Origin of the sequence: Gluconobacter sp., assembly GCF_047722525.1 — a bacterium.
Classification (GTDB): domain Bacteria; phylum Pseudomonadota; class Alphaproteobacteria; order Acetobacterales; family Acetobacteraceae; genus Gluconobacter.
On the sequence record NZ_JBDNYY010000005.1, the window covers coordinates 38536 to 63618 of the forward strand.

A 25083-nucleotide genomic window follows, 5' to 3' on the forward strand; every position below is an offset into this window, starting at 1 on the left:
TCATGAGCACGACCATCAACAGCAACACCGCGCTCGTCCTGTTCTCCGGCGGTCAGGATTCCGCAACCTGTCTCGCCTGGGCCCTTTCCCGCTTCGACCGCGTCGAAACCGTCGGCTATGCCTACGGACAGCGCCACGCCATCGAACTCGAATGCCGCGAGACCCTGCGCGCCGAAATGGCCGCCTTCTCGCCGGCCTGGAAGGCACGCCTTGGCGAAGATCACACGATCGACCTCGCTTCTCTCGGCGCCCTGTCCGAAACGGCCCTGACGCGCGAAGCCGCAATCGGCCTGAGCGAAAACGGCCTACCCAACACTTTCGTGCCGGGTCGCAACATCATCTTCCTGACCTTCGCCGCCGCCCTGGGTGTCCGCCGCAACGCGCGGCACATCGTCACCGGTGTCTGCGAAACCGATTATTCCGGCTATCCCGACTGCCGCGACGACACGATCAAGGCGCTTCAGGTCGCCCTGAACCTCGGTATGGACCAGCGCTTCGTCCTGCACACGCCGCTGATGTGGATCGACAAGGCCCAGACCTGGGATCTGACCGAGCAGCTCGGCGGCCAGAAGCTCGTGGATGTCATCAATCGTGACAGCCACTCCTGCTACATGGGCGACCGCACCCACCGGCATGACTGGGGCTATGGCTGCGGCACCTGCCCGGCCTGCAACCTGCGCGCTGAAGGATGGCGCCGCTACCAGCAGAGCCACCATACGCACGGAGGCGCCACATGACCGCCGAACTCGTCTTCACCCGTCGCTTCTGCATGGGGCATCGCCTCATAACCGGCGCCAGCGAACGCTGTGCCATCCCGCACGGACACAACGAATATGTCCGCGTCACTCTCCGTCCGGCGAAACAGGCCCGGCTGGACGGCCACGCGAACATGATCCTGCCTTTTGCCGAGGCCAAGACGCGCTGGCACCATTTCGTGGACAACAGTCTCGATCACGCGCTCCAGCTTTCGGAAAGCGACCCGCTGCTCGCGTGGTTCCGCGCCAACGAACCCGAACGCGCCCAGCGGATCGTCGTCACGCCCGGCGACCCGACGACCGAACTTATGGCCGCCCTTATGCTCGCCAAGCTGACTGCCATCCTTGCGGATCAGGGCGATATCCTGCGTGTCCACGAAATCGAGCTGGAAGAGACGCCCACCAACACCGTGCGCCTCGGCGGAAACCCACAGCATTATCTGCCCGCCGTGTCCCGCCCACCCGAACAGTGCTGGTGGAACCGGCCAGACGCCAGCATTTCCTGACGTCCGGCCAAGGCCTGTTTCAGACCTTGTTGACCGACGCCTCGTAGATTTCGTCGATCGCCTCTGCGAGCGTCGTATCGAACTGCGCATCATCCATCTGATGGCGCAGATCCCCGATCAGCGCACGGGAGAAACTCGCAATCATCCGGTGATTGTGCCGCAGCTTCTCACAGGCCTGACCCAGCGGATACCCGCCGGAAAGCGCCACAACCCGGACCATCCGCGGGTCACGCGCAATATCATCATACAGATCCGGCACTTCAGGGATCGTCACCTTCAGCATGATCCGCGCGTCCTCGGGCAGCTTCTGAAGCTCCTCCAGCACACAGTCATGCAGAAGCTGCTCGCAGGCTGCCTTGTCCGGACTCTTGATGAGCACTTCCGGCTCCAGAATAGGCACCAGTCCATGCCTGCGAACCTGCTCCGCCACGGCAAACTGCTGCTGCACGACGGCCCGGATCCCGCTCTCGGACGGCAGACGGATCGTGGATCGCTCCTTCGTCCCGTACACGCCCAGTTTAGCGGCCCGGGCCAGCAGTTCATCCAGTCCCGGCATCGGCTTCATGAGCTGAACGCCGTCCGCTTCCGCCTCCAGCCCCTTGTCGATCTTCACGAACGGTACAACGCCCCGCTCCCGCCACAGATAGGCCGGGACAGGCTCACCGTTCACATCGCCATCCATCGTGCGCTCAAACAGGATGGCGCCGATCACCTTGTCCCCGGTAAACGCCGGCGCCGTGATGATCCGCACCCGCATCTCATGCATGAGCGCGAACATCTCGCTCTCATCGGAATATTCGCTTTCCGGGATGCCATACTGCTTCAGCGCGCCAGGCGTGGACCCGCCGCTCTGGTCCAGAGCCGCAATAAATCCGCCTTTTTCCGCCATCTGCGACATCATCGTTTCCGCGGTGCTCATCAAGATCCCCTCTGATACAGGGAAAACCGTCACCACTTCCGAAGGATCATACCGATCACCCCATGTCGCAGCACGTTTCCCGACACAAGCCAATCGCACGGGCACCCGCGGAGTTCCGGCACGACAGCTTCAAGAAACCGTACCGCACCCCCGATGCCTGATGAAGATGCGACCCGCTCACCAAATCAGGATGACTCCTCTCCGGACCCGTCCGGAGCATTTTCATAAAGCGCCAGAAAGGCCTCGATATCATCACTCATCAGATGCGCGGAGCGTTCTTCCACCAGCTTTTCCGGCCAGTCCCACCATGCCAGCGCCCGCAGACGCGCAATGACGCTGTCGGAAAACCGGTACCGGATCACTTTTGCCGGATTGCCACCAACAATCGCATAAGGCGGCACAGGTTTCGTGACGAGCGCCTGCGCGGCAATGACGGCCCCATCACCAATCGTCACCCCGGACATGATCGTGGCATGCGCACCGATCCAGACATCATTGCCGATGATCACGTCCCCCTTGGAAGAGTGATCTTCCTGCCCCTCCGCAGCAGACGGCCAGAAATGCGAAAGCGTCCTGAACGGATAGGTGCTGACGAGATCGGCACGGTGATTGCCCAGAATAATGGTGACCTCCGGCCCGATCGAACAGTAATCGCCGATCACAAGTCCCGCTTCATCGGGCTCAAGGACTGTCGGCACACCATAGGTATGGGCCCCGATCTGCCAGCCCCATTCCTGGATCTGGTACGCCATGGCATAGCGTGTGAGCATCCGAAACACGCGATTTCCAAACGTCATCAGACATTCCTCCTTCCCTCTGCGTCACCCGGACAACCATTCGCCGCTTTTGCCCGCAACGCCACAAGAGACTGAAAGGCTTACGACCTGTTTATCGAAGCACTTATCAACATCCTCCGAACAACACCGACATCAATGATGAGTGCATCATTGACGGTAATGTTATCGACCGCGATAATCACGATTCTGTATTTCACCCTGAATCATAAAAATATATTCAATTATGGGAGTAAAATAAAAAATGCATTTTTAGCAATACTGATAATATCTACGATTCTGATATTGTTCTATATTATTTTTTTATTTTCAATATTTTATGCCTCGCCTTAAGCATCCCGCCCCGATACTCCGGTCAGTGAAGAACGGTATGAAAGCGTTACCAGAACGCCTGCTTTCATTAAAAGAACCTTGAGGGGGCCAAACATCTCACCGGGAGCCGGCACTCCGGTCAGCCCCGCAGGAGCGACATGATTTCCATTCTGGCAGCGCTATCCCGCAGCCAGGTGCCGCGCGCAATGGACGTCACGGTCGTGGAACCGGGCGAGCGCACGCCGCGCATGCTCATGCACATATGCTCGGCCTCGATCACGACCAGCACGGCTTCCGGCGCAAGCACATCCTCCATGCCCTGCGCGATCTGATCCGTCAGACGCTCCTGAAGCTGCGGACGGCGGGCAAAGCCCTCGACCAGCCGCGCAATCTTGCTCAGTCCCGTCAGGCGGCCACCTGCTGGCAGATAGGCGACATGCGCCTTGCCATAGACCGGAAGCAGATGATGCTCGCACATGGAATGGAAGCGGATATCCTTGACGATCACCGCGCCATGATGCCGGTCCGCCGAGAACTGCGTCTTCAGATGATCCCGCGGGTCCTGATGCAGACCGCTGAACACTTCGAGATACATCTTCGCCACGCGCTGCGGCGTATCGAGCAGCCCCTCACGCTCCGGATTTTCCCCCAGCGCCTCAAGGATCTCCCGCACGGCCCCCGCAATCCGCACTTCCGCATCCGCAGGCAGCGGCAACGCTCCCATCGGGCGCAGTTCCTCGGAAGAAAGGCTGTCCTGACTGTCCGACTGACATGCCGGTGCGGCGGTCAGGATCGTGGCGTTCAGGTTGGTCATGCGGGTTCAGGCTCCTCTATACCCCAACGGCCCGTGCCGTCAGGGGCGCGCCGGGTCACATCCCCCAGGCTCCGCGGCAGGACTGCTAGCGCGTCCCGCACGCGACGTCCACCAATGACGTGATCTGGATCAATTTCCGCAAGAGGCTCGAGCACAAAAGCCCGCTCGAACAGGCAGGCATGTGGCAGGGTCAGAACCCGGTCCCGGACTTCCCGCACACCATAATAGAGCACATCGATATCGACCGCCCGCGCCCCCCAGCGCACACCCGGCACACGCCCCAGATCGACCTCGATCGCCTTGCAGATCCGCAGAAGCGCATGCGGCTCCAGCGTCGTCCGCCCCGTAGCGCAGATATTGACGAAAGCCGGCTGCTCCACCCCGCCCCAGGGCGCGCTGTCATACAAAGACGAGACTTCCACAATCTCAAGCCCCTCCACGAGCGCCAGCCGATCCACCGCCGCCGCCAGAACAGCCTCGCGCTCCCCCAGATTGCTCCCCAGCGAGAACGCAACCTCCTGAACCCGGACCTGTTCAACAACGACCGCTGTTCCCGAAACCGCATAAGGCACAGGCGCAGACGGCTTGCGGACCTCGACCCGTACCCATTCCACACGCTCCAGCTTCACCAGCACGGCTTCAGCGATGCGTCCCGCCACCGTTTCGATAAGCTGAAGCGGCGGCCCCGTCACGATTGCGGAGGCGATGTCGCACAGCGTTCCATAACAGACCGCCTGCTCGTAATCGTCGCCAGCGATCGCAGCAGACAGATCCGCACGGATCTCGATATCCACTACGAAACGCTGCCCGATCCGCGTCTCTTCCGGCAACACGCCGTGATACCCGAACAGACACAGGTCCCGCACGAAAACGGAAGTCAGGGCAGGAACGATCATCGGACATCCTTCAGAATATGACGCATTTTCAACGCATCCACATGCTCACGCACGTCATGCACCCGCAGGATTGCAGCACCCTGCTCCACCCCGTACAGATGGGTCGCCAGCGTCCCCGCCAGCCGCTCGGATGCCGGACGCCCCAGAAAATGCCCGAACATGGACTTGCGCGACACCCCCAGCAGAACCGGCAACCCATACTCGGCCCGCAGATCCCCCAGACGTGCCACAGCTTCGATATTCTGCACCTGCGTCTTGCCGAAGCCCACACCCGGATCCAGTAAGATCCGCTCCCGTGCCAGTCCGGCCCGTTCCGCCAGTTCCAGAGACCGGTCAAAGAACCGCCGCCAGTCCGCCCGCAGGTCGAGCGCCTCATCCACCTTATGACGGTTATGCATCACAACAACCATCGCATCCGAATCCGCAACCACGGACGCCATCTCCGGATCGGCCTGAAGTCCCCAGACATCATTAATGACCGCCGCCCCGGCCTGCAGGGCCCGCTTCGCAACAAACGCCTTGGTCGTATCCACAGACACGACAGCACCTTCCTCGACAAGCGTGCCCACGACAGGCGAAAGCCGCGCCCATTCCTCTTCCGCGGGAACAGGCTCAAAACCGGGCCGTGTGGACTCAGCCCCCAGATCCAGCAGATCCGCCCCGTCCGCCAGCAGGGTGCGCCCGTGTGCCAGCGCCGCCTCAGGCCGCAGGAACCGTCCCCCGTCGGAAAAGGAATCCGGCGTGACATTCACGATCCCCATCACCGCCACCCGCCCGTTCCCGGACAGGCTCATTCGCAGATCCCTCACAAACATCTCCTCACCACAGATCCGGCACCAGCCGCCCCCAGCAGAGCGGCACATCCTCTTCCGGCACGGGCCTTCCCAGGAAGAATCCCTGTACTTCCGTACAGCCCCGCTCCTGAAGATGACGGTAATGCTCTGGCGAAGACACCCCTTCGGCCGTCACCGCAATCCCCAGATCCACCGCAAGCTCGATCACATTGCGGACCACCGCCGCACTGCGCGCATCCTGCAACATGTCCTGAATGAACGCCGCATCCAGCTTGATCTTGGAAAAAGGGAACTGCCGCAGATACATCAGCGTCGAAAATCCCTTGCCGAAATCATCCAGCGCCATCCGCACCCCTCTGCGCTCCAGCTCCCGGAATGCATGATAGACAGGCGGCCCGGCCTCAAGAGCCCGGGTCTCCGTCACTTCAATCTGCAACCGGCGCGGGTCCAGCCCGACCTTCTCCAGAACGGCGAAAATACGGTCCGTAATATCGGGCAGGGAAAAATGCGTCGCCGTCATGTTGACCGAAACCCACAGAGGCGCAGGCCAGTGCCGCGCCACCCGACACGCCGTCTCCAGAACCCAGCTATCGAACTCCGGCCCGTTCCCGGTTTCGACAATCATGTCGATGACCTTCTCGATCGACAGATGCCCGTACGCCGATCCCTTCCACCGGCACAGCGCCTCGAACCCGACCACCTGCCCGGTCCGGGCATTGGCGATCGGCTGATACACAAGCACGAACGCTTTCAGACGCAGCGCCTGACGCACCTCCCGGAACAGGCTTTTCTGACGACTGTCCGCCAGATCCCCGCACGGATCGAAAATACTGTAACGCCCGACCCGCTCGCGCCGCGCATCCTGCAACGCCGTCTCCGCGGCCTCCACAAGCGCATCCCCTTCGCCCACGGTCGAGACCGCCAGCCCGATCGCCGCCTCCATTTCAACCGCACAGCCTCCCGGAACTTCCACCGGGCGCCTGAGAACAGACAGGATCTCCAGAGCGAGAACCTCCAGAAAACGCCCTCTTCGGTCGGCAGGCACTTCCGTCACGACTGCCAGATCCCTCATACCATGCCGCGCCAGGAAAGGGTTTCCCGCCCGGTCCCGACCTTCGGGAGCATCCCTGTCGAACAGCACTCCAAGCCGCGCCGCGCTCACCTGCAGGACATATGCAGCGTCTTCAGCCGTCATCGCCTCCCACCTCGCCGCCCCGGAGAGGTCCAGCGAGACCAGCACGATCACGAAGGCCTGCGCGCCCCGCGCTGTCTCCAGCAGGCTTTGCTGGACATATTCCAGACAGGCCAGCCGGTTCGGCAGTCCCGTCAGCCCATCCACCCGTACCCGATGGAAATGCCGCTTCCGCATCGCCTGCAGAGCCGTGACATCCGTCCCCATACCCCGATAGCCCTGGAAGACCCCCGCCCGGAACACCGGCTGCCCGGTCAGCATCCACCATCTGTCTCCCGCCCCGGTTGCAACCCTCACAGCAAGCTCCCGGAACGCCAGCCGGTTGGTCAGACAATGCGCCAGATGCCGTTCCGGCGACATCGCGCCAGACAGATCGGCCCCCGGCCACGGATGCTCCGGCGCAACCGCCGGCAGTTCCAGAAGGCGCTCCAGTGTCCATCCCGCAACGTCCGCCTCATCCCGTCCCAGCATCCGGCCAAGTCCCGCGAACGGAGGACGCAGCATGCCTGCTTCGTCCGTTTCCCACAGCCACCCGCCCCCTTGAGGAACAGACCGACGGGTGAGGAGCGAGAGGATATCCGCCTGTTCCTGCTGCTTCAGCCGTGCCATCTGCATCCGACACAGAAGGGTGCCCACTAGTCGGCTGATCCCCGCGACGAAAAACCCACAGACTGTCACGGCCAGGAAAAACGACACCGTAAAAAGCACGGAATGGTGAAAACCGTCTTCCAGCAGCGCGCCATACAGACCCGCCACGATCGGCACCATCATGGCCTCAACCGCGCCCGTCACCACAGAACAGAGCAGCAGGGGCGCCATGAGTCCAAAACATACCCCGAGCGTCAGCAGATGGACGTCTTCCTGGGGCAGCCGGAAAACCAGAATGATGAAAACGAACCAGACGAGCCCCAGACCACCGTTCAGCAGTCGCAAGGCCCAGCGGAGAGACCGGTCATCCAGCCGGGAATATTTCCCCCGCCCCCGAAGCCGCGGCTGAACCCCACAGACCCAGACCAGCAGAGCACCCTCGATGGCCACACATGGCACCACCGCCAGCCAGCGGCTCGAAGACCATATCCCCAGCGCCGCTACAGGCGCACTGACCGCCTGCGCCAGCAGATGGAGCGGAAGGAGCAGCCCGAGCATCCGCAACCGGACGCGCCTGAAAGCATCCTGTCGATGCGACGGAACCTCCATCGCAGGAAAATCCGGACTTATGCCCTGCCCGTCGCCACGTTTTGATTTCGAAATGCAAGCCGCAACCCATCGCAGGAACAGGGAGCGTCGGAACCATCTTTCCCCGAAGAACCGCATCTTCTGGCGGTCCATCCTGCACGCCGCCGGGCCCTCCGCCCCGTCCGGGGAGACATCCTCCCCACATCCATCCGTAACGGACCCCTCCGGTCCTCTCCCCTTCCCGCCGCTGCTCCCCGCGCCGGAACGTCTGTCGTCTGTCATACACCGTCATACCAGTGGAGCACGTCACAAGCCTGAAAACGGGCTTCCCGGACCAGAAGAACGCCCCGTCACGACACTCGAAAAATCATACCCGCAAAGATATCGTTTCCAAACCCCGCAGAACGGATTTTCCAGTGGCTCTCCGCCTGCCGAAACCGTCCCGCGCCGGAACCCCGGCACCATCCCCGTGTTTTAGGCCTTGTGTTTTAAGATCTGCACCGGCCACCGCATTACCTGCAGGAAGAAGAGAGACCCCATGTCCCGCATTGATGACACAGCATTCGAAGGCGAAGACCGCAAATATCGCGTGGCGACCGAACAGGCGGAAGCGGCTCTCCGCGCCCGTCAGACCGGAGACGACGCGCTGGCCGAACGCCTTCTGGACGAGGCCGAACGCACGGACCCCGAAGCCCTCGCCAACGTCCTGCAACGCGACAGTGACATTCCGGCCAGCCGCGGACACAGACCGCCGCCAACCGCCTCAGATGAAGAAGTCGCAGCCATCACCCGCACGGTACAGCCGGGATCGGACGCGCCATCCCGTGCCGGAATCGTCGATGGCAACGGCGATATGGACGGTTCAGGCGCCGACGGCGAAAAACGCTGAAACCGGCCCCCTGAAACTCAGGCTTTTCTGGCCCGGGCCAGAAAAGCATCCATCTGGTCCGGCTCCAGCGCGCCCGGAGCCACGGCAGCCGTTCCGAAAATGAAGGTCGGGGTTCCGTCCAGCCCCACAGCCCGCCCCTGATCCAGATTGGTGGTAATCAGCGCCACTGTCTGGGGCGAACTCATATCAGCCGTCAGCTTCTTTGCATCAATGCCGTTGGCCCTGGCCAGTTCGACGATCCGCTCCATGCTGGGCTTGGTGGTATCTTCCATCAGCGCCTTGCGCATGGCCTCATACTTGCCCTGCGCGCTGGCGGCGAAAATGGCCCGCGTATCGAGCACGCTGTTGCTGCCCAGAACGGGCACGACCTTCTCGACAAGCCGGACATCCGGATGACGACTGAGGAAGCTGTCCACTTCTCCCATCATGGACCGGCAGTAAGAGCAGCGCGGATCATAGAATTCCACGACCGTGATCGTGCCATGCGGATTGCCGCGGATCGCAAAGTCGGGCGCACTCTGCAATTCGGACTGATGCGCCTTGACGGCCGCAAGCGTCGAATCCTGCTTCTGCTCCTCCGCCTTTTCACGGATCGAACGGATGGCATCCGTCAGGATGCTCGGATCGTTCTGAAGCGCCTCACGCATGATGCCGACAATCTCGGCCCGCTGGGCCGGGGTGAACGACTGGGCCGGAGCCGCCACAGCCTGCCCCCCCACGGAAAAGGCCATTCCGGCAACAACGGCACAGGCCGTGGCAAGCAGATGGTGTCTCAAGGACAAAGCTCCGGATCAGCTGAAGGGAAAGCACAACGTCAGGTCCATACGCCATAAAGAACGTCCATGGCAAAGAGAAGACACCAACTCGCCCCTCCCACAAACTCCAGATTACCGTTATGAGGGAACAACAGCCGGAGCGGACCCACGGCGCAGACCCGTCTGCCCGCGCCCGTCATCCGCGAAGGCCACGAGGCCGGACAGTCGTGACCAGACATTGGAGAAACGCCAGGTGGCGCATCGTCAGCACCAGATTTCCACCCCGGACGCCCCGCAGGGCCGTCGCGTGCCTTCCCGCTTCCCAGCCTCACTGATGGCCACGGCCGCCTCAGGCCTCCTGCTGGGTGCCTGCTCGTGGATTCCCGGTGTCCACTTCCTCAGCGGCAACGAAACCTCCGCCCCCGCCGGTGGCAGTATCGGCACCGTGGTCGCAGACGAGCCCCAGGCCGCGCTGGTGGGCCATGACGTCCTCGCCCGTGGCGGCAACGCCGCGGACGCAGCGACCGCAACAGCCCTCGCCCTCGGTGTAACCCTGCCGTCCCGCGCCTCCTTCGGCGGCGGCGGCGCCTGTCTGGTCAGCCGCCCCGGCGAACCCGCCCAGGCCATCACGTTCCTGCCCCGCCCCGGCACCAGCAAGGGTGGCGACCGGCCGGCCGGAACAGCCGCGGAGTTCCGTGGCCTGTATCTGATGCAGCTCCATTACGGCACTGTCGATTTCAACGACCTCATCGCCCCGGCCCTGAACCTCGCCAGCACCGGCATCACCGTCAGCCGCACCCTCGCAGCCGATCTGGCCGCCGTCCGCCCGGCCCTGATGGCAGACGACAATGCCCGCGCCATCTTCGGACGCGGGGAAACTTCCACCGTGGCAGCAGGCGACAGCCTGGCCCAGCCGCGTCTTGCCGGCTTCCTCGAACGCATCCGCGTTGCAGGCGTCGGTGACCTCTATAACGGCGCGCTCGCCGACGTATATGTCACCGCCGCCCAGAAAGCGGGAGGCGGCCTGAACGACGAAGACATGCGCCAGACCCTTCCGGCCCAGACAGCCGCCCTCACAGCCCGTCAGGGTGGTGTGGACGCGTCCTTCCTGGCCCCGCCCGCCGATGGCGGGCTCGGTGCTGCCCTCCGCTATACGACCGGGGCTTCCGCACAGGGAACAGTCGCCGCATGGCGTGCTTCCGGCAATACGACACTGGCCGCCGCACAGGCCGCCCTCGACAATGGCCGTTCCGGTAACGGCACCCTCCCGGCCCTGCCAGCCTCAACCTCCTTTGTCGTGTCAGACCATTCCGGCATGGCCGTCGCCTGTGCCCTGAGCGAGAACAACCTGTTCGGGACAGGTCGCGTGGCCGGCAGCACCGGCGTTGTCCTTGGCGCTTCTCCGGCCCGCACGCCGCAACCCCTGCTCGCCGCCGCCATCCTGCGTGACCAGCGCAACCTGCGCGCAGTCATCGCCGCCTCCGGCCAGAACGAAGCCGCAGATGCCGTCGGAGACGCCGCCCGCGCCGCCGCACACGAGACCCCGATCCCCCATGAAGGCGCAGGTCGCATCAACGCGATCCTCTGTCAGGGCAACAATTCATGCCGCGGTTCCACGGACCCCCGCGCCGCCGGCCTTGCCGCAGGCACCACGAACGACAGCAGGAACTGACAAAAAGCCCCGCCACCCTTCCGGACTAGCGGGGCTTTTTCCGACCCGGCATCCTATCCGGTAAAACTTCGCACCAGACTTCCCGCCACCAGCGACCACCCGTCAACAACGACGAAAAAGATCAACTTGAACGGCAGGGATACCGTACTCGGCGGCAGCATCATCATGCCAAGGCTCATCAACACGCTGGACACCACCAGATCGATGACCAGAAACGGCAGATAGAGCAGAAATCCCATCTCGAACCCGCGACGCAGTTCACCAATCATGAACGCAGGCACCAGCACCCGCCAGGGGGTATCGCCGATCTTCGCGGGCGGCTTCTCATGCGCGATGTTCAGGAACGTCGCCACATCCGCAGGCCGCGCCGTCGCCGCCATGAAATCATGGAACGGCTGTGCCGCCGTCGTCAGACCTTCCATTTCCCCCACACGCCCCGCCATCATCGGCTCGATCCCGGCATCCCAGGATTTCTGAAGCGTCGGCTGCATCACGAACAGCGTCAGAAACAGCGCCAGCCCGATCAGAACCGTATTGGGCGGCGTTCCCTGCGCGCCCAGCGCACTGCGCAGCAGCGACAGCACGATCACGATCCGCGTAAACGCCGTAATCATCACCAGCAGACTTGGCGCCAGCGACAGAACAGTGATCAGCGCCGTAAGCTGCACCAGTCGACTGGTCGTACCCGCGCCACCGGCACCCCCGTTCTGCCCCAGATCAATGCTCACAGCCTGGGCATGCGCCAGATGCGGCAGACCCAGACACATCAACAGCACCAGAGCCGGCAGGAAAGCCCGAAGGACACAGAGCATCTTCCTCATGCCACGTCCTCCGCGCCCGACGCATCCAGCGCCGAGGCAAACGTCTCCCGCTCCGTCCAGTCCATCATGACGTCCTGGCTACCACCCGTCAGGACCAGCACCTCCCGCGCGCCATACCGCACGACCGAAAGACGCCGTGTCCGGTCCAGAGCCATCTGCCCCACAAGCGACAGCCCCGCCTGCCCGTCCCGCGCCCCACTCTTTCTCTGCTCCAGCAAACGGAGGAGTGGCCGCGCACAGAAAATCAGCACGATAATGAAAATCAGAGCGGCAATCGCGTTCACGCAGTCATGCAGGGTCATAGGTCAGTCATCCTCATTCCCCGGCATGATGCCCAAGACCGGTTAATGACCGCTTAATTGCCTGTCAGTTTTGCCAAGATTCCGTCCCAAAAGCAGAAAGCCCCTGTCCTGAGCGCCCTGTCCCTGCCACAGATATTTTTCTCAATGTTTCTGCGCAGGACCAGACGTCGTGAACGCCCACCCCCAGACGATCCAGATTTTCCTTCCCTCCGGCGATCCACAGGGAATCCGTACCGCCTCCATCACCACCCGGATCGTGCAGGTTGTCGAAATCCCCCGTCTGCGACTGGACGAGTTTCTGGAACGGCCCGAAGCCAACTCGGTTGGCATCTACATCCTGTTCGGTGAAAACGACGAAACGGAACGGCCGCGCGCCTATATTGGACAGACAGGCAATTTCGGGAACCGCCTGAAGCAGCACAACGAGAAGAAGGGTCTCTGGTGGAACCGCGTCGTCGTCGCCTTCTCGCTCACCCAGAGCCTGACAGTCACACACGCGCATTATCTGGAATGGCTCGCCCTCAGCCGCGCGACACAGGCACAGCGCTTCGAAATGGACAACGGCACAGCCGGCACACGCCCCCACACTCTCCCCGCACTGGAGGCAGAATGCCGTGAAGTTTTCGAAACAATCGACATCCTGCTGACGACTCTGGGATATCCGATTTTCGAACCTCTCATCCGAAACCGAAGCCTTATCGTCACCTCTCAGGTCACTGAAGTCTTTTCTGCTTCAGGGGAACAGATCCCTCCCTCCGAATTCTACTGCCGCACCTCCGGCGTAGATGGCCGCGCCCAGTACACCGAAGAAGGTTTAGTCGTGCTGGCAGGCTCTTATGGTCGCGCCGAGGTCTCCAGCAGCTTCCTTCGGCACAATTATGCCCAGAAGCGGCAAACCATGCTGGATCAGGGCCTTCTTCGCATTGAAGGTGATCGCATCTGTTTTACCCGTGACACACTGTTCAAGTCCCCAAGCCCGGCCGCCGTAGCCCTGCTGGGGCGTGCGGCCAACGGATGGACAGAATGGAAAGACAGCACCGGACGCACCCTCGAAGAGGCCATGGGCCGTTCGGCACGCGCTAATGAATGCGAGGCCTGACAAAGTCCGTCACATCCTTCTTCCGCACCAGAATCGGCCGCTCAGGCAACCATTTATTAAAGATTTCACGCCATCATGCGCTTCGCCGGGATTTTTCCGGCACCTGCATGATGGAGACTGTCTCGATGCGTAACATCGACCCAACCAGCGCAGGCGGCACCGACCTCTTCTCTCTGGGCCGTGACCGCATGAACTGGCTTCAGGCGCGCCAGCAGGTGCTGGCTGGCAACATCGCCAATTCCGACACACCGGACTACCAGGCCCGAGACGTCTCTCCGTTCGAGGCGGCGATGGGCGAATTCGACATCACGCCCACCGTCACCCAGCCTGGCCATATCGGTTATAACGCTTCAGGCACCCACACCATCGAAACCACATCCGAACAGTCCCTGGACGGTAACCAGATCTCACTCGACCAGCAGATGGAACAGGTTGCGGACGTGAACGACCAGCAGCATCTCGCCGTGAACGTCTATTCCAAATACCTGAGCATGTTCCAGACGGCACTCGGCAAGTAAGGAGCCTGACGGATGAACCTGTCCACCACCATCGGCATTTCCGCAAGCGGCATGGACGCACAGGCCCAGCGCCTGCGTATCGTCGCGGAAAACCTCGCCAATCAGGATACGACCGGCTCCCAGCCCGGCGCGGATCCCTATCGCCGCAAGACCATCACCTTTGCCGAACATGTGGACGACGAAACGGGCGCTTCGACCGTGGATGTCCAGAATATCGGACAGGACATGTCGGACTTCGACACCCGCTATGATCCCTCCCACCCCGCTGCCGACGAGCGCGGGTACGTCAAGGTTTCCAACGTGGATTCCATGACGGAGATGATGGACATGCGTGAAGCCGAACGTTCCTACGAAGCCAACCTCAACGCCATGCAGAGCAGCCGGACCATGCTGTCCCGCACGCTCGACCTGCTGAAATAACCCCTATGCTCACATCCCTTTCCCAGGCCCATAACGCCTACGCCGTGCAGAGCCTCCAGAGCCGCCTGCAAGACGTTACGGACACTGTCGATGATGGCCTCCGCCCGTCGGCCTCAGCCAACACAAGCAGCTCCGGCACGGATTTCGGCTCCATCCTGTCCCAGTCCATTGGCAGCGTCATCGACGGTGGTCATGACGCCGAAGCCAAGGCTGCACAGGGGCTGAAAGGCGGCGGTGACATGACCCAGATCGTGACTGCCGTCTCCAATGCCCAGCTCGCCCTCCAGACCACGACCGTGATCCGCGACCGCATGGTCCAGGCGTATCAGGACGTGATGAAAATGACGATCTGACCATGCAGGCCATCGATCTCGGCGCCATTCTGGAGCAGACCTTTCTCGTCGCTCTCAAGCTGAGTGCCCCTGCCCTCCTGACTGCGCTCGGGGTCGGCCTTCTGGTCTCGCTTGTACAGGCCGTCACCCAGCTCAACGAGGCCACCTTGTCCTTCGTCCCGAAGGTGCTGGCCATCGGCGCCGTCATGGTCATGGCCGGCTCCTTCATGACGGCCACACTCATCGGCTTTACCCGACACCTCTTCGATCAGCTCATTCTCGTTGGCACCACCTGACCCCACTGACTGTGCCCCTGCCTCCGTTCTGAAGGAAAAGAACCCGTGAACGCCGGTCTTTCTGATACCGCCGGAGCCTCAGCCCTGCAGGGGCTGGATCTCAGCGGTCCGGTGCTGAGCGTCTGGGCGCTGGCCTTCGTTCTGGTCCTCTCCCGCACCGGCGCAGTCGTCATGGTCATGCCGGGTCTGGGCGAACAGTCCATGCCCATGATGATCCGGGCAGGATGCGCCATCACCCTCACCGTCCTGCTCCTCCCGCTTGTCGCCCCCCTGCTGATGCAGACACATCTGGATGCACTGGCACCCCTGGCTCTGGGCGGCATGATTGCCGTCGAACTTTTTGCAGGCGTCCTGATCGGCTGGATGGCCCGTCTGATCTGCATGGCCCTGCCCATTGCGGGGCAGATCATCGCAGTCTGCATGGGCATTTCCAGCGTGCTCCAACCGGATCCAGACCTCGGTTCAGGAAGCTCCGCGCCAGCCCGCTTCCTGAACCTTCTGGCGCCGCTCGTACTCCTCGTAACCGGCGCGTACATTCTTCCCATCCGCGCGATCCTTGGCAGCTACAGCATCATTCCCCCGGGTGGCACCCTTCTCCTCGTCGCCAGTCATGCCCACTGGAACCTGCTGGGCGACTCTGCCCAGGGCATCATCCAGCTCACGGAACGCAGCTTCGCCCTCGGCCTGGAACTGAGCGCACCTTTCCTGATCCTGTCCCTTGTCTGGCAGGGAATGCTCGGCATCATGACGCGTCTGTTGCCCACCCTGCAGATCTACAACGCAGCCAGCCCCCTTCAGCTTCTGGGCGGCATCGCTCTGCTCGGACTGACCCTCAGCACCATGATCGCCATCTGGCAGGGACAGGCCTTCGACGTCCTCCGGGCCCTTCCAGGACTTTGAGAAATGTCTGATTCCGGCGACAAGACAGAAGCCCCGTCAGCCCAGCGCCTCCAGAAAGCGCGCGATGACGGCCAGATCGTCATGTCCCGCGAAGCCATGAGTTTCGTTGCCCTTCTCGGCGGATTTGCCGGGATTTTCCTCCTCCTGCCTTACCTTCTGGCCGATTTCGTTCGCAGCATGCGGGCTCTCATGGCCAATGCAGGCACAGTTCCCATGGCACAGGGAGGTCTCCTCAACAGCACGAATCACGCCATTGAAGCGGGCCTGTCCCTGGCGGTCCCGGTAGCGGCAACCGTTGCCGTTTTCTGTCTTGCTGCCGGCTTTCTGCAGACCGGCTTCCTCATCCATCCCGGCTCACTGCTGCCAAAATTCGAGCGCGTTTCTCCCCTCGCCGGGTTCAAACGCATCGCTGGCGGCGGGACCCTGCCAGATACGTTCAAGGCTCTGGCAAAATTTGGGGTCTTTGCCATCATCCTGTGGAATATCTCCAGAAACGCCATTCCCACAGCGCCCCGCATGGTCGGACTGGAACCCGGTCCTCTCCTGAAAATGATGACGGATCTCGGCTTCAGGGCAGCAGCAGCCATGATCGGGGCTCAACTGCTCATCGCAGGATTTGATATTTTCTGGATGCGCTTCCGTCACATCTCCAAGCTGAAGATGAGCCGCGAGGATCTCAAGGACGAGTACCGGAACACCGAAGGCGACCCTCACGTCAAGGGACGCCAGAAAGCCCTGCGGGCAAGGGCGGCCAAACAGCGCATGATGGAAGCAGTCAAGACATCCACCGTCGTCGTGACCAACCCGACCCATTACGCCGTCGCTCTCGTCTATCAAAGAGGCGGCGGAGGCGCTCCCAAGATCGTGGCCAAAGGCATGGACGATGTCGCAGCCCGTATCCGGGCCATCGCGCAGGACAACCGCATCCCGATCGTGGCCAACCCGCCCCTGGCCCGGGCGCTCTTCACTCTCCCGCTCGACAGCGAAATTCCGGCCGAGCACTTCAAGGTCGTCGCGGCCATCATCGCCTATGTCTGGAAACTCAAACGACCTGCCAATCGTTCTGCTCCTCTAAGATGATCATGGCTCCGTCCGCAGGAAAAAATCTGCATCCGGAGCCGTCATACCCCTTGGCGGAACAGGGGGCAGGCATGATATGTCTGTCACAGGAACATTTGTGAACACATGACACTGGCGACCGCAGAAACCGCGGCTCTTTGCGAGAATGGCCGCCCGGTCTATCGTATCCTGTAAACGCCAGCCCCAACCGACTGCGAGGATTGAATGGACAAGACCAAGGCGCTTGAAGGCGCACTCAGCCAGATTGAGCGTGCCTTCGGCAAGGGCTCGATCATGCGCATGGGCCAGCGTCCGAAAGTGGAAACCAATGTGATTTCCACCGGGTCCATCGGACTGGATATCGCCCTCGGAATCGGTGGTATGCCCCGGGGCCGTATCGTTGAAATCTACGGTCCGGAAAGCTCGGGCAAGACCACCCTCGCCCTGCACGTGCTGGCAGAAGCCCAGAAGAAGGGCGGCACCGTGGCCTTCATCGATGCCGAACATGCGCTCGACCCCGGCTACGCCCGCAAACTCGGCGTCAACATCGACGATCTTCTCCTGAGCCAGCCGGATGCCGGCGAACAGGCGCTGGAAATTGCCGATACGCTGGTCCGTTCCGGTGCTGTTGACGTGCTGGTCGTGGACTCTGTCGCCGCTCTCGTCCCCCGCGCCGAACTCGAAGGCGATATGGGCGACAGCCATGTCGGTCTGCATGCGCGTCTCATGAGTCAGGCTCTGCGCAAGCTGACAGGCACGGTCTCGCGTTCCAACACGCTCGTGATCTTCCTGAACCAGATCCGCATGAAGATCGGCGTGATGTTCGGCAATCCGGAAACGACGACGGGCGGCAACGCGCTGAAGTTCTACTCGTCCATCCGTCTCGACATCCGCCGCATCGGCTCCATCAAGGACAAGGACGAGGTCGTCGGCAACCAGACCCGCGTCAAGGTCGTGAAGAACAAGATGGCGCCCCCGTTCCGTCAGGTCGAGTTCGACATCATGTACGGCGAGGGCATCAGCAAGATGGGCGAACTGCTCGATCTGGGCGTGAAGGGCAACATCGTCGAGAAATCCGGTGCATGGTTCTCCTTCGACAGCCAGCGCATCGGGCAGGGACGTGAAAACGCCAAGCAGTTTCTGCGCGATCATCCGGAGATGGCCTCCGAGATCGAGCGTCGCATCCGCGCAGAAGCCGGCGTCCTCTCCGACGCCCTGATGACGGATCCGGAGCCCGACGCAGACGGCACTCCGGAAGACTGAAACGAAAAAGGGCTCCTTCCGGAGCCCTTTTTTATGCCGTGTAGCTGTCGTGGACAGGACCGCTCAGGCGGCGATCTTGCTCCGGACACGATCCCAGAGCTTTGCACCCTTGATGATCGCACGCGCAATCGCCGGCGTCGTCGTCGGCCGCAGCAGACGGGGGTCATAGCCGGAGAACCGGCGGTCATCTTCGTCCAGACAGAGCTGCATCAGGTCCGGAAGACTGATGTCCATGGTCGTCATGTCCTTGGCACCCGTGACCGTGAAATTATTGTCCTGGGTGTGCTCTTCGCCGTTCTCGTCAATCGAGCGGGCCAGCCCCATGCGCTCATAGGCCAGAAACAGCCACACTGCGATCACACGCAGTTCGAACCAGGGGCGCTTCCAGAACGGCATGGTCGCCCGGTGCCAGGCCAGCCAGTTTGCGAACAGCAGGATATGGCGACATTCTTCCTGCATCACCGGCTCGAACGTCTCGATCAGTTCCTGCGGGAACAGACCCGCCCGCTCGGCCAGCGCGAACAGGCCGAACGCAAAGAAGCTGTCCACACATTCCGAGAAACCCGTGACCAGATACGCCCATTCCGTATCCTTCGGCGTGACATAGGGAGGCTCCGGCGCCATCGGAATGTTGTAGGCCTCGACCAGCTTGGTCAGGACTTCCTTGTGCCGGTTCTCTTCCCAGGCATTGCGCGACAGCGCGTCCTTCATGTCCGGATCGGTGATCATGTCCGCATAGGCGGCCATGCGCAGGCGGGCCTTGCCCTCGGTCTGGACCGCGATATCCCAGATCGGCAGCGACGTAATGCGATGCAGCGTCTCCGGATCCAGCTTCGGCCAGTCGATCACGGACGGCTTGTACGGATTGAACGTATCGCGGAACATCGCGGCGACAGCCCGCTTGTGCTCTTCCGTACCTGGCTTGAGCGGCCCCTGGATCGGGCTGCTCCAGTGGCGCGCTTCGTAATCAACGCGCTCGAGCGTCTTCTCCGACGGTGCGTCGGGAAGATGGGAATAGATTTCGGCCAGACTTTTCATGACTGTGTTCGCGGCGTGCCGGAAAGGCACGCCGTGCCCCTTGGAGCTTGTAGTTTTTACTTGAGTTCGGTTGCCGAGTGGATAACGCGGTTCACGAGGCCATACGCAATGGCTTCATTGGCCGACATCCAGTAGTTCCGGTCCGTGTCCTTGGCGACCTTCTCGTAGGTCTGCCCCGTTTCCTTCGCGAAGATCCGGTTCAGACGCTCGCGCATCTTGATGATCTCGCGGGCCTCGATGTCGATATCCGTCGCCGGACCACGCACCCCACCCATCGGCTGATGCAGCAGGAAGCGCGTGTTCGGCAGGCAGACGCGACGCTCCGGACGGCCCGCGGCATAGATCAGCGCACCGGCGGATGCGACCCAGCCTGTTCCGATCATGTTGATCGGCGCGATCGAATCCACGAAGCGGATCATGTCATGGATGGTGTCGCCACTCTCCACATGACCGCCCGGGGAGTTCACATACACGTCGATCGGCTTGTCGGACGTCCCGGCCAGCGCCAGGAGGCGCCCGGTGACATCACGCGCGATCTTGTCATTGATACCGCCGAAGATCAGGACTTTCCGCTGATCGAACAGACGGCCTTCAAGCTCGCTGATCGGACTGTTCAGCGTCTTGTTGTCGTCTTCCTTGGTTTCAGGCTCCGGAGCATCCGGCTCGTCGTCCAGGCGGGTCGGGGTCATTCTGGTGATATCCATATCGTTTCCAGATCCAGCATGCATCTTCATACCCCCTATCCTGCGCTTCGTTTTCGTCGGTGCCAAGTCCTCCTTCGGATCGGGCCTCCAATGCAGACCGACAGGAACTCTCGCCATCCCTGTCACGAACCGCTAGTCTCCGCCGCGTTTGGACATTCTACAGACGGCAGGAACGGCACAGTGGTCCCAGGGAACAGCAGGCAGCCCATGACAGCGGCAACACGCAGGACTGCGGGGAAAATCCCGTTTCTCCTGCTGGTGACCGCGCCGCTGCTGGCGGGCTGCCAGCACCGGGACATGACGGACACCGTGACCGGCTGGTGGCACAACTTCGAAGGGGGCGAGATTGCCAAGCTCCGCGCGCCCCCGCCGGGCGAGAACCTGCGTTACCCCCATGTCGGACGCACCCCTACCCAGGCGCCTGACCTTCCGACACCCGAAGCCCGTCTGTCGCTAACCACGCAGCTCGAAGCCCAGCGGAACCTCGCCCAGCGCGAAAGCGCGGCTCAGGGTGCCCTGCCGACCATCCCGCCGCCGCCCAAACCCGCTCCGGCAACGGCTGTGACGGCAGATACCGAACAGAGCGGCATGACCATGACCGCCGTCGGACAGCCGGAACCTGAATCGCCCTCCGCCATCAATCCGGCGCCGGAACTCCCGGGCACGTCCGCACCGGCGTCTCCTGCCCAGACACCTGCGCCAGCACCGGCCTCATCGCCTGTACCCACCAAAAAACCGGCCGCTCAGAGCTCAACTCCGCCAGCCCCGGAAGCCGAACTCCCGGCTGTGGTCACAAAATCCATTCCCCCGACCCCGCCGGGCGAGTTCCCGCAGATCGGCGACCTGCCTCCCCCCCCGCCGCAGTTCCCCGGTTTCGATCTTCCGCGCGATGCCATGCTCAGCGACCCCATCCGTCCGGACATTGACACGGCCACGCCCGAAGGCACCCTGATCCGCTTCCAGCCCGCCACCGACCATGTGGCCGGCAACCCTCAGGGCGATTACCAGCACATCATCTCCCAGCGCGGAAACCAGCATCTGACCATCCGTGGCTTCGGCGCCTTCATGAGCGCCGAAGCAGCCCTCGCTCCCGCAGACCAGAACCGGGAAATCGCGCTGGGCCTGCTGCGCGCGCGCGTCGTGGCCCGCGCCCTGATCGAACGCGGGGTCCCGGCCTCAGCCATCATTCTCAAGGCCGAAGCCATTGGCGAAGGGGTCCGCGTCACGATCGGAGGCTGAACGGGAAGAGGACATTGTGACATCAGGAACAGTCTGACTGTTCCACTCATCAAAAAACATGTCTATCGTCGCTCCTCCCTTTCACCCTCTGCCCCAGAGCTGGTCATGACCGAAGAGTTCCACCGCATCCGCCGCCTGCCGCCCTATGTGTTCGCTGAAGTGAACAAGGCCAAGGCCGCCGCGCGAGCCGCCGGTGATGACATCATCGATCTGGGCATGGGCAATCCCGACAGCCCTCCGCCGGCTCACGTCGTGCAGAAGCTGATCGAGACCGTTGGCAATCCCCGCGCTCACGGTTATTCCGTCAGCCGCGGCATCCCTGGCCTGCGCAAGGCCATGGCGAACTATTATGAGCGCCGGTTCAACGTCTCGCTGGACCCGGAAACCGAAGTCATCGCGACCCTCGGCTCCAAGGAAGGCCTGGCCAATCTGGCCGCCGCCATCACGAGCCCCGGCGACACGATCCTGGTCCCGAACCCGTCCTATCCGATCCACCAGTTCGGCTTCATCATCGCCGGCGCGTCCGTCCGTTCGATCCCGGCCACGCCGGATGAGGACATGCTCCGCGCGCTCGAGCGTGCCGTCCGGCACTCGGTTCCCAAGCCGACGGCCCTGATCGTCAACTTCCCGTCCAACCCGACAGCCTTTGTCGCAAACCTCGATTTCTACAAAGAACTCGTGGCCTTCGCGCGCCGGGAAGAGATCTGGATCCTGTCCGATCTGGCTTACGCGGAAATCTATTTCAACGAGAACGAACCACCCCCGTCCCTTCTCGCCGTTCCGGGCGCAAAGGATGTGGCCGTCGAGTTCACGTCCATGTCCAAGACCTATTCCATGGCAGGCTGGCGCATGGGCTTTGCGGTCGGTAATCCGCGTCTGATCCAGGCCCTGACCCGCATCAAGTCCTATCTGGACTACGGCGCCTTCACACCGATCCAGGTCGCCTCCGTCGCTGCCCTGAACGGTCCGCAGGACTACGTTTCCGAAATCCGCGCCATGTACAAGGACCGCCGCGACGTGCTGCTGCGCGGTCTTCAGAGCGCCGGATGGGACGTCCCTCCCCCGGCAGGCTCGATGTTCGCCTGGGCCCCCATCCCGCCTGCCTTTGCCGATATGGGCAGCGTTGCCTTCTCCAAGCTGCTTCTCAAGGAAGCCGGCGTGGCGGTTGCGCCGGGCCTCGGATTCGGAGAATACGGCGAGGGCTTTGTCCGGATCGGACTTGTCGAAAACACCCAGCGGCTGCGTCAGGCGACGCGGGCCATCAAGGGCTTCATGACCCGGCATGGCGCCGGGGCCGGAACCGCTGATCTTCTTGGAGCTGCATCATCGTGAAACCACTGCGGATCGGACTGGCTGGACTCGGGACTGTCGGGATCGGTGTCATTCGTCTCCTGCGTGAGAACGCTGACATGATTACCGCCCGGGCCGGCCGGCCGATCGAAGTCGTGGCCATCACGGCCCGGGACCGCACCCGCGACCGGGGCGTGGACCTGTCCGCCATGCGCTGGCACGACAGCGCCACCGCCGTGGCGCAGGACCCGGACATTGACGTGGCCGTCGAACTCATCGGCGGCTCCGAAGGCCCGGCGCGTGACATGGTCCGTACCGCGCTCGAACGCGGCCTGCCGGTCGTGACCGCCAACAAGGCGCTCGTGGCCCTGCATGGCGACCGTCTCAGCCGCCTGTCGTCCGAGAAGAAGGCCCCGCTGCTGTTCGAAGCAGCCGTGGCTGGCGGCATCCCCGCCATCAAGCTCGTGCGCGAAGGACTGGCCGCAGACCGTCTCCTCAGCGTCGGCGGCATCCTGAACGGCACTTGCAACTACATCCTGACTGAAATGCGTGCCACAGGCCGGGACTTCAGCGACGTCCTGACCGAAGCTCAGGCCAAGGGCTATGCCGAAGCCGAGCCCTCGACGGATGTGGACGGCTGGGACACGGCCCACAAGCTGGCCATCCTCGCCGGTCTGGCCTTCCAGCCCATCGCCTTTGACACCCTCTCCGTTCAGGGCATCCGCGACATCACCGCGACCGATCTGAAATTCGCTGACCAGCTCGGATACCGCATCAAGCTCCTCGGCATGGCCCGACAGGCTGAAAACGGCACCGTCGCCGCCTGGGTGCGTCCGTGCCTCGTCCCGGCCAGCGCTCCCATCGCCAGCGTCGAGGGCGTCTTCAACGCTGTCTCCACACAGGGCATTTTCAGCGGCCCCATGACCATTTCCGGTCGCGGGGCCGGCGAAGGCCCCACCGCGAGCGCCGTCGTCGCCGATCTCATCGATCTGGCGCGGGGAACCGCCATTCCCGTATGGGGCACCCAGTCCGTTCCGGCCCCAGCCACCTGTGCAAATCTCGCTGATTTGAACAGCACGTTCTATTTACGTCTGAACGTTCAGGACCGTCCGGGCGTAATGGCTGATCTGACATCGGTTCTTCGGGACCATGATGTTTCTGTTCACTTTGTTTCCCAGCATGATGCTGCAACAGGATGTGCCGACCTGGCGATCGTAACCCATCAGGTTCCCGAAAAAGCCATCCATGCAGCAGCCACAGCGCTCGCCGTCCTTCCTGTCGTGACAGGAAAGCCGCTTGTGCTCAAAATCGAGGATCCCCTTGCGTGATCGACCCTCAGAACGTTCTCCCGTACCGCGTCACTGACCGTAACCTTGCCCTCGAGCTCGTCCGTGTCACGGAGGCGGCTGCAATCGCCTCCGCCCACTGGACCGGCCGTGGCCAGAAGAACGAAGCCGATGGCGCCGCCGTGCAGGCCATGCGAGCCGCGTTCGACACCGTCGCCATCGATGGCGTCGTCACCATCGGTGAAGGCGAGATGGACGAAGCACCGATGCTCTATATCGGTGAGAAAGTCGGCTCCGGCGGCCCGGCAATGGACATCGCGGTCGATCCGCTCGAAGGCACGAACCTGTGCGCCAAGAGCCTGCCCAACGCCCTGACGGTCGTAGCTCTTGCCGAGCGCGGCAAGTTCCTCCACGCCCCCGACATCTACATGGAAAAGATCGTCGTCGGCCCCGACCTTCCCGAAGACGTCGTCGATATTGACGCCTCGATCGGAAACAACCTGCGCTCGCTGGCCAAGGCCAAGAAACGCGACGTTTCGGATCTTGTTCTCTGCGCACTTGACCGCGAAAGACACGAAGAACTCATCGCCTATGCCCGCGAAGCCGGCGCCCGTGTGATGCTCCTGAGCGACGGTGATGTCGCCGCCGCCATCGCCACCTGTATCGACGGCAGCGGCGTGGATCTCTATGCCGGTTCCGGCGGGGCTCCCGAAGGCGTTCTCGCCGCCGCCGCCATCCGGTGCATGGACGGCCAGATGCAGGGACGCCTCCTGTTCGAGGACGAGAGCCAGCGTGAACGTGCCCGCGAAATGGCCAATGGTCTGGACCCGGCCCGCAAGCTCTTCCTGCACGATATGGCGTCCGGTCACGTCCTGTTCTCCGCAACGGGCGTCACATCCGGCCCGCTCCTGAAGGGTGTGGAACGTCCGAGCCCGACCCGGGCACGCACACATTCCATCGTCATGCGTTCAAAATCCGGCACGGTGCGCTATATAGAAAGCCACCATACCTTCAAACCGAAGACACAGACCGCTTCCTGAAC

At 62.5% G+C, this 25083-nt stretch carries 27 protein-coding genes; 16 read left to right on the forward strand and 11 right to left on the reverse strand.

The window, feature by feature from the left end; translation table 11 throughout:
• Positions 1–2: 2 nt before the first annotated feature.
• Positions 3–737 (forward strand): 7-cyano-7-deazaguanine synthase QueC, encoded by a 735-nt coding sequence (gene queC, locus ABF859_RS06305; RefSeq protein WP_415526933.1) that lies wholly within the window; start codon positions 3–5, stop codon positions 735–737.
• A complete protein-coding gene (locus ABF859_RS06310) occupies positions 734–1261 on the forward strand; it encodes a 6-carboxytetrahydropterin synthase (RefSeq protein WP_415526934.1) in 528 nt (175 codons plus the stop codon). Before queC ends, ABF859_RS06310 begins: the two co-directional genes overlap by 4 nt.
• A 19-nt stretch (positions 1262–1280) precedes the next feature.
• On the opposite strand, the gene ABF859_RS06315 is transcribed toward ABF859_RS06310, so the two are convergent.
• The 6 genes from ABF859_RS06315 to ABF859_RS06340 all read right to left on the reverse strand — a co-directional run bounded on the left by ABF859_RS06315 (position 1281) and on the right by ABF859_RS06340 (position 8179).
• Positions 1281–2180, reverse strand: a complete 900-nt coding sequence (locus tag ABF859_RS06315) for a fructose bisphosphate aldolase (RefSeq protein WP_415526935.1) — start codon at positions 2178–2180, stop codon at positions 1281–1283.
• Positions 2181–2365: 185 nt separating this feature from the next.
• Positions 2366–2977, reverse strand: a complete 612-nt coding sequence (locus tag ABF859_RS06320) for a CatB-related O-acetyltransferase (protein ID WP_415526936.1) — start codon at positions 2975–2977, stop codon at positions 2366–2368.
• Positions 2978–3425: 448 nt separating this feature from the next.
• The gene (folE, locus tag ABF859_RS06325; protein ID WP_415526937.1) at positions 3426–4100 is read right to left on the reverse strand and encodes a GTP cyclohydrolase I FolE; all 675 of its coding nucleotides are present in this window, start codon (positions 4098–4100) and stop codon (positions 3426–3428) included.
• The gene (folK, locus tag ABF859_RS06330; protein ID WP_415526938.1) at positions 4097–4996 is read right to left on the reverse strand and encodes a 2-amino-4-hydroxy-6-hydroxymethyldihydropteridine diphosphokinase; all 900 of its coding nucleotides are present in this window, start codon (positions 4994–4996) and stop codon (positions 4097–4099) included. The genes folE and folK overlap by 4 nt, the downstream gene beginning before the upstream one ends.
• Positions 4993–5790, reverse strand: coding sequence for a dihydropteroate synthase (folP, locus tag ABF859_RS06335; protein ID WP_415526939.1), 798 nt, complete (start codon positions 5788–5790; stop codon positions 4993–4995). The genes folK and folP overlap by 4 nt, the downstream gene beginning before the upstream one ends.
• A 25-nt stretch (positions 5791–5815) precedes the next feature.
• Entirely contained in the window at positions 5816–8179 is a 2364-nt protein-coding gene (locus tag ABF859_RS06340; RefSeq protein ID WP_415526940.1) for a putative bifunctional diguanylate cyclase/phosphodiesterase, read from the reverse strand.
• Between the two features lie 517 nt (positions 8180–8696).
• Between ABF859_RS06340 and ABF859_RS06345 the strand changes: the two genes are divergently transcribed.
• A complete protein-coding gene (locus ABF859_RS06345; RefSeq protein ID WP_415526941.1) occupies positions 8697–9047 on the forward strand; it encodes a hypothetical protein in 351 nt (116 codons plus the stop codon).
• A 17-nt stretch (positions 9048–9064) separates the two neighbouring features.
• Here ABF859_RS06345 and ABF859_RS06350 read toward each other — a convergent pair whose 3' ends face one another.
• Positions 9065–9823: a DsbA family protein gene (locus ABF859_RS06350; RefSeq protein ID WP_415526942.1), complete on the reverse strand. Its 759-nt coding sequence runs from the start codon at positions 9821–9823 to the stop codon at positions 9065–9067.
• Between the two features lie 232 nt (positions 9824–10055).
• Here ABF859_RS06350 and ABF859_RS06355 point away from each other — a divergent pair, with 232 nt between their 5' ends.
• Complete coding sequence (locus ABF859_RS06355; protein ID WP_415526943.1) at positions 10056–11474, forward strand: gamma-glutamyltransferase; 1419 nt, start codon at positions 10056–10058, stop codon at positions 11472–11474.
• A 53-nt stretch (positions 11475–11527) separates the two neighbouring features.
• On the opposite strand, the gene fliP is transcribed toward ABF859_RS06355, so the two are convergent.
• Positions 11528–12286 carry a flagellar type III secretion system pore protein FliP gene (fliP, locus tag ABF859_RS06360; RefSeq protein WP_415527088.1) on the reverse strand — a complete coding sequence of 253 codons (759 nt, stop codon included), beginning with the start codon at positions 12284–12286 and terminating at the stop codon, positions 11528–11530.
• Positions 12287–12291: 5 nt separating this feature from the next.
• Positions 12292–12597, reverse strand: a complete 306-nt coding sequence (locus ABF859_RS06365; protein ID WP_415526944.1) for a hypothetical protein — start codon at positions 12595–12597, stop codon at positions 12292–12294.
• Between the two features lie 169 nt (positions 12598–12766).
• Between ABF859_RS06365 and ABF859_RS06370 the strand changes: the two genes are divergently transcribed.
• From ABF859_RS06370 to recA, 8 genes are all read left to right on the forward strand, one after another.
• Positions 12767–13696 (forward strand): GIY-YIG nuclease family protein, encoded by a 930-nt coding sequence (locus ABF859_RS06370; RefSeq protein WP_415526945.1) that lies wholly within the window; start codon positions 12767–12769, stop codon positions 13694–13696.
• Between the two features lie 125 nt (positions 13697–13821).
• Positions 13822–14214, forward strand: coding sequence for a flagellar basal body rod protein FlgB (locus ABF859_RS06375; protein ID WP_415526946.1), 393 nt, complete (start codon positions 13822–13824; stop codon positions 14212–14214).
• 12 nt (positions 14215–14226) lie between these two features.
• The gene (gene flgC / locus ABF859_RS06380) at positions 14227–14634 is read left to right on the forward strand and encodes a flagellar basal body rod protein FlgC (protein WP_415526947.1); all 408 of its coding nucleotides are present in this window, start codon (positions 14227–14229) and stop codon (positions 14632–14634) included.
• A 5-nt stretch (positions 14635–14639) separates the two neighbouring features.
• Positions 14640–14987 carry a flagellar hook-basal body complex protein FliE gene (locus ABF859_RS06385; RefSeq protein WP_415526948.1) on the forward strand — a complete coding sequence of 116 codons (348 nt, stop codon included), beginning with the start codon at positions 14640–14642 and terminating at the stop codon, positions 14985–14987.
• A gap of 2 nt (positions 14988–14989) precedes the next feature.
• Positions 14990–15262 (forward strand): flagellar biosynthetic protein FliQ, encoded by a 273-nt coding sequence (locus tag ABF859_RS06390; protein ID WP_225197681.1) that lies wholly within the window; start codon positions 14990–14992, stop codon positions 15260–15262.
• A gap of 45 nt (positions 15263–15307) precedes the next feature.
• Positions 15308–16162: a flagellar biosynthetic protein FliR gene (locus ABF859_RS06395; protein ID WP_415526949.1), complete on the forward strand. Its 855-nt coding sequence runs from the start codon at positions 15308–15310 to the stop codon at positions 16160–16162.
• Positions 16163–16165: 3 nt separating this feature from the next.
• Positions 16166–17242, forward strand: a complete 1077-nt coding sequence (locus ABF859_RS06400) for a flagellar biosynthesis protein FlhB (protein WP_415526950.1) — start codon at positions 16166–16168, stop codon at positions 17240–17242.
• Positions 17243–17446: 204 nt separating this feature from the next.
• Positions 17447–18484 (forward strand): recombinase RecA, encoded by a 1038-nt coding sequence (gene recA / locus ABF859_RS06405; protein ID WP_367632067.1) that lies wholly within the window; start codon positions 17447–17449, stop codon positions 18482–18484.
• A gap of 63 nt (positions 18485–18547) precedes the next feature.
• Here recA and ABF859_RS06410 read toward each other — a convergent pair whose 3' ends face one another.
• On the reverse strand, positions 18548–19522 hold the full coding sequence (locus ABF859_RS06410) for a ferritin-like domain-containing protein (RefSeq protein WP_194264346.1): 975 nt from the start codon (positions 19520–19522) through the stop codon (positions 18548–18550).
• 56 nt (positions 19523–19578) lie between these two features.
• Positions 19579–20256 carry an ATP-dependent Clp protease proteolytic subunit gene (locus tag ABF859_RS06415; RefSeq protein WP_415526951.1) on the reverse strand — a complete coding sequence of 226 codons (678 nt, stop codon included), beginning with the start codon at positions 20254–20256 and terminating at the stop codon, positions 19579–19581.
• 177 nt (positions 20257–20433) lie between these two features.
• On the opposite strand from ABF859_RS06415, the gene ABF859_RS06420 reads away from it, so the two are divergent.
• The 4 genes from ABF859_RS06420 (at position 20434) to glpX (ending at position 25081) form a co-directional block, all read left to right on the forward strand.
• On the forward strand, positions 20434–21465 hold the full coding sequence (locus tag ABF859_RS06420; RefSeq protein ID WP_415526952.1) for a hypothetical protein: 1032 nt from the start codon (positions 20434–20436) through the stop codon (positions 21463–21465).
• A 105-nt stretch (positions 21466–21570) separates the two neighbouring features.
• On the forward strand, positions 21571–22797 hold the full coding sequence (locus ABF859_RS06425) for an LL-diaminopimelate aminotransferase (protein WP_415526953.1): 1227 nt from the start codon (positions 21571–21573) through the stop codon (positions 22795–22797).
• Positions 22794–24083 (forward strand): homoserine dehydrogenase, encoded by a 1290-nt coding sequence (locus ABF859_RS06430; protein ID WP_415526954.1) that lies wholly within the window; start codon positions 22794–22796, stop codon positions 24081–24083. The genes ABF859_RS06425 and ABF859_RS06430 overlap by 4 nt, the downstream gene beginning before the upstream one ends.
• Positions 24080–25081, forward strand: a complete 1002-nt coding sequence (gene glpX / locus ABF859_RS06435; protein ID WP_415526955.1) for a class II fructose-bisphosphatase — start codon at positions 24080–24082, stop codon at positions 25079–25081. The genes ABF859_RS06430 and glpX overlap by 4 nt, the downstream gene beginning before the upstream one ends.
• Positions 25082–25083: the final 2 nt, after the last annotated feature.

Bases quoted from the DNA above. Each gene is read 5' to 3' on its own strand.
- ABF859_RS06365 (WP_415526944.1), bottom strand. From the start codon at position 12,597: ATGACCCTGCATGACTGCGTGAACGCGATTGCCGCTCTGATTTTCATT.
- ABF859_RS06415 (WP_415526951.1), bottom strand. From the start codon at position 20,256: ATGAAGATGCATGCTGGATCTGGAAACGATATGGATATCACCAGAATG.
- queC (WP_415526933.1), top strand. From the start codon at position 3: ATGAGCACGACCATCAACAGCAACACCGCGCTCGTCCTGTTCTCCGGC.
- ABF859_RS06420 (WP_415526952.1), top strand. From the start codon at position 20,434: ATGACAGCGGCAACACGCAGGACTGCGGGGAAAATCCCGTTTCTCCTG.
- ABF859_RS06375 (WP_415526946.1), top strand. From the start codon at position 13,822: ATGCGTAACATCGACCCAACCAGCGCAGGCGGCACCGACCTCTTCTCT.
- ABF859_RS06340 (WP_415526940.1), bottom strand. From the start codon at position 8,179: ATGGAGGTTCCGTCGCATCGACAGGATGCTTTCAGGCGCGTCCGGTTG.
- ABF859_RS06345 (WP_415526941.1), top strand. From the start codon at position 8,697: ATGTCCCGCATTGATGACACAGCATTCGAAGGCGAAGACCGCAAATAT.
- ABF859_RS06310 (WP_415526934.1), top strand. From the start codon at position 734: ATGACCGCCGAACTCGTCTTCACCCGTCGCTTCTGCATGGGGCATCGC.
- folP (WP_415526939.1), bottom strand. From the start codon at position 5,790: ATGAGCCTGTCCGGGAACGGGCGGGTGGCGGTGATGGGGATCGTGAAT.
- ABF859_RS06425 (WP_415526953.1), top strand. From the start codon at position 21,571: ATGACCGAAGAGTTCCACCGCATCCGCCGCCTGCCGCCCTATGTGTTC.
- ABF859_RS06410 (WP_194264346.1), bottom strand. From the start codon at position 19,522: ATGAAAAGTCTGGCCGAAATCTATTCCCATCTTCCCGACGCACCGTCG.
- folK (WP_415526938.1), bottom strand. From the start codon at position 4,996: ATGATCGTTCCTGCCCTGACTTCCGTTTTCGTGCGGGACCTGTGTCTG.
- fliP (WP_415527088.1), bottom strand. From the start codon at position 12,286: ATGCTCTGTGTCCTTCGGGCTTTCCTGCCGGCTCTGGTGCTGTTGATG.
- folE (WP_415526937.1), bottom strand. From the start codon at position 4,100: ATGACCAACCTGAACGCCACGATCCTGACCGCCGCACCGGCATGTCAG.
- flgC (WP_415526947.1), top strand. From the start codon at position 14,227: ATGAACCTGTCCACCACCATCGGCATTTCCGCAAGCGGCATGGACGCA.
- ABF859_RS06400 (WP_415526950.1), top strand. From the start codon at position 16,166: ATGTCTGATTCCGGCGACAAGACAGAAGCCCCGTCAGCCCAGCGCCTC.
- ABF859_RS06385 (WP_415526948.1), top strand. From the start codon at position 14,640: ATGCTCACATCCCTTTCCCAGGCCCATAACGCCTACGCCGTGCAGAGC.
- ABF859_RS06390 (WP_225197681.1), top strand. From the start codon at position 14,990: ATGCAGGCCATCGATCTCGGCGCCATTCTGGAGCAGACCTTTCTCGTC.
- ABF859_RS06315 (WP_415526935.1), bottom strand. From the start codon at position 2,180: ATGAGCACCGCGGAAACGATGATGTCGCAGATGGCGGAAAAAGGCGGA.
- recA (WP_367632067.1), top strand. From the start codon at position 17,447: ATGGACAAGACCAAGGCGCTTGAAGGCGCACTCAGCCAGATTGAGCGT.
- ABF859_RS06320 (WP_415526936.1), bottom strand. From the start codon at position 2,977: ATGACGTTTGGAAATCGCGTGTTTCGGATGCTCACACGCTATGCCATG.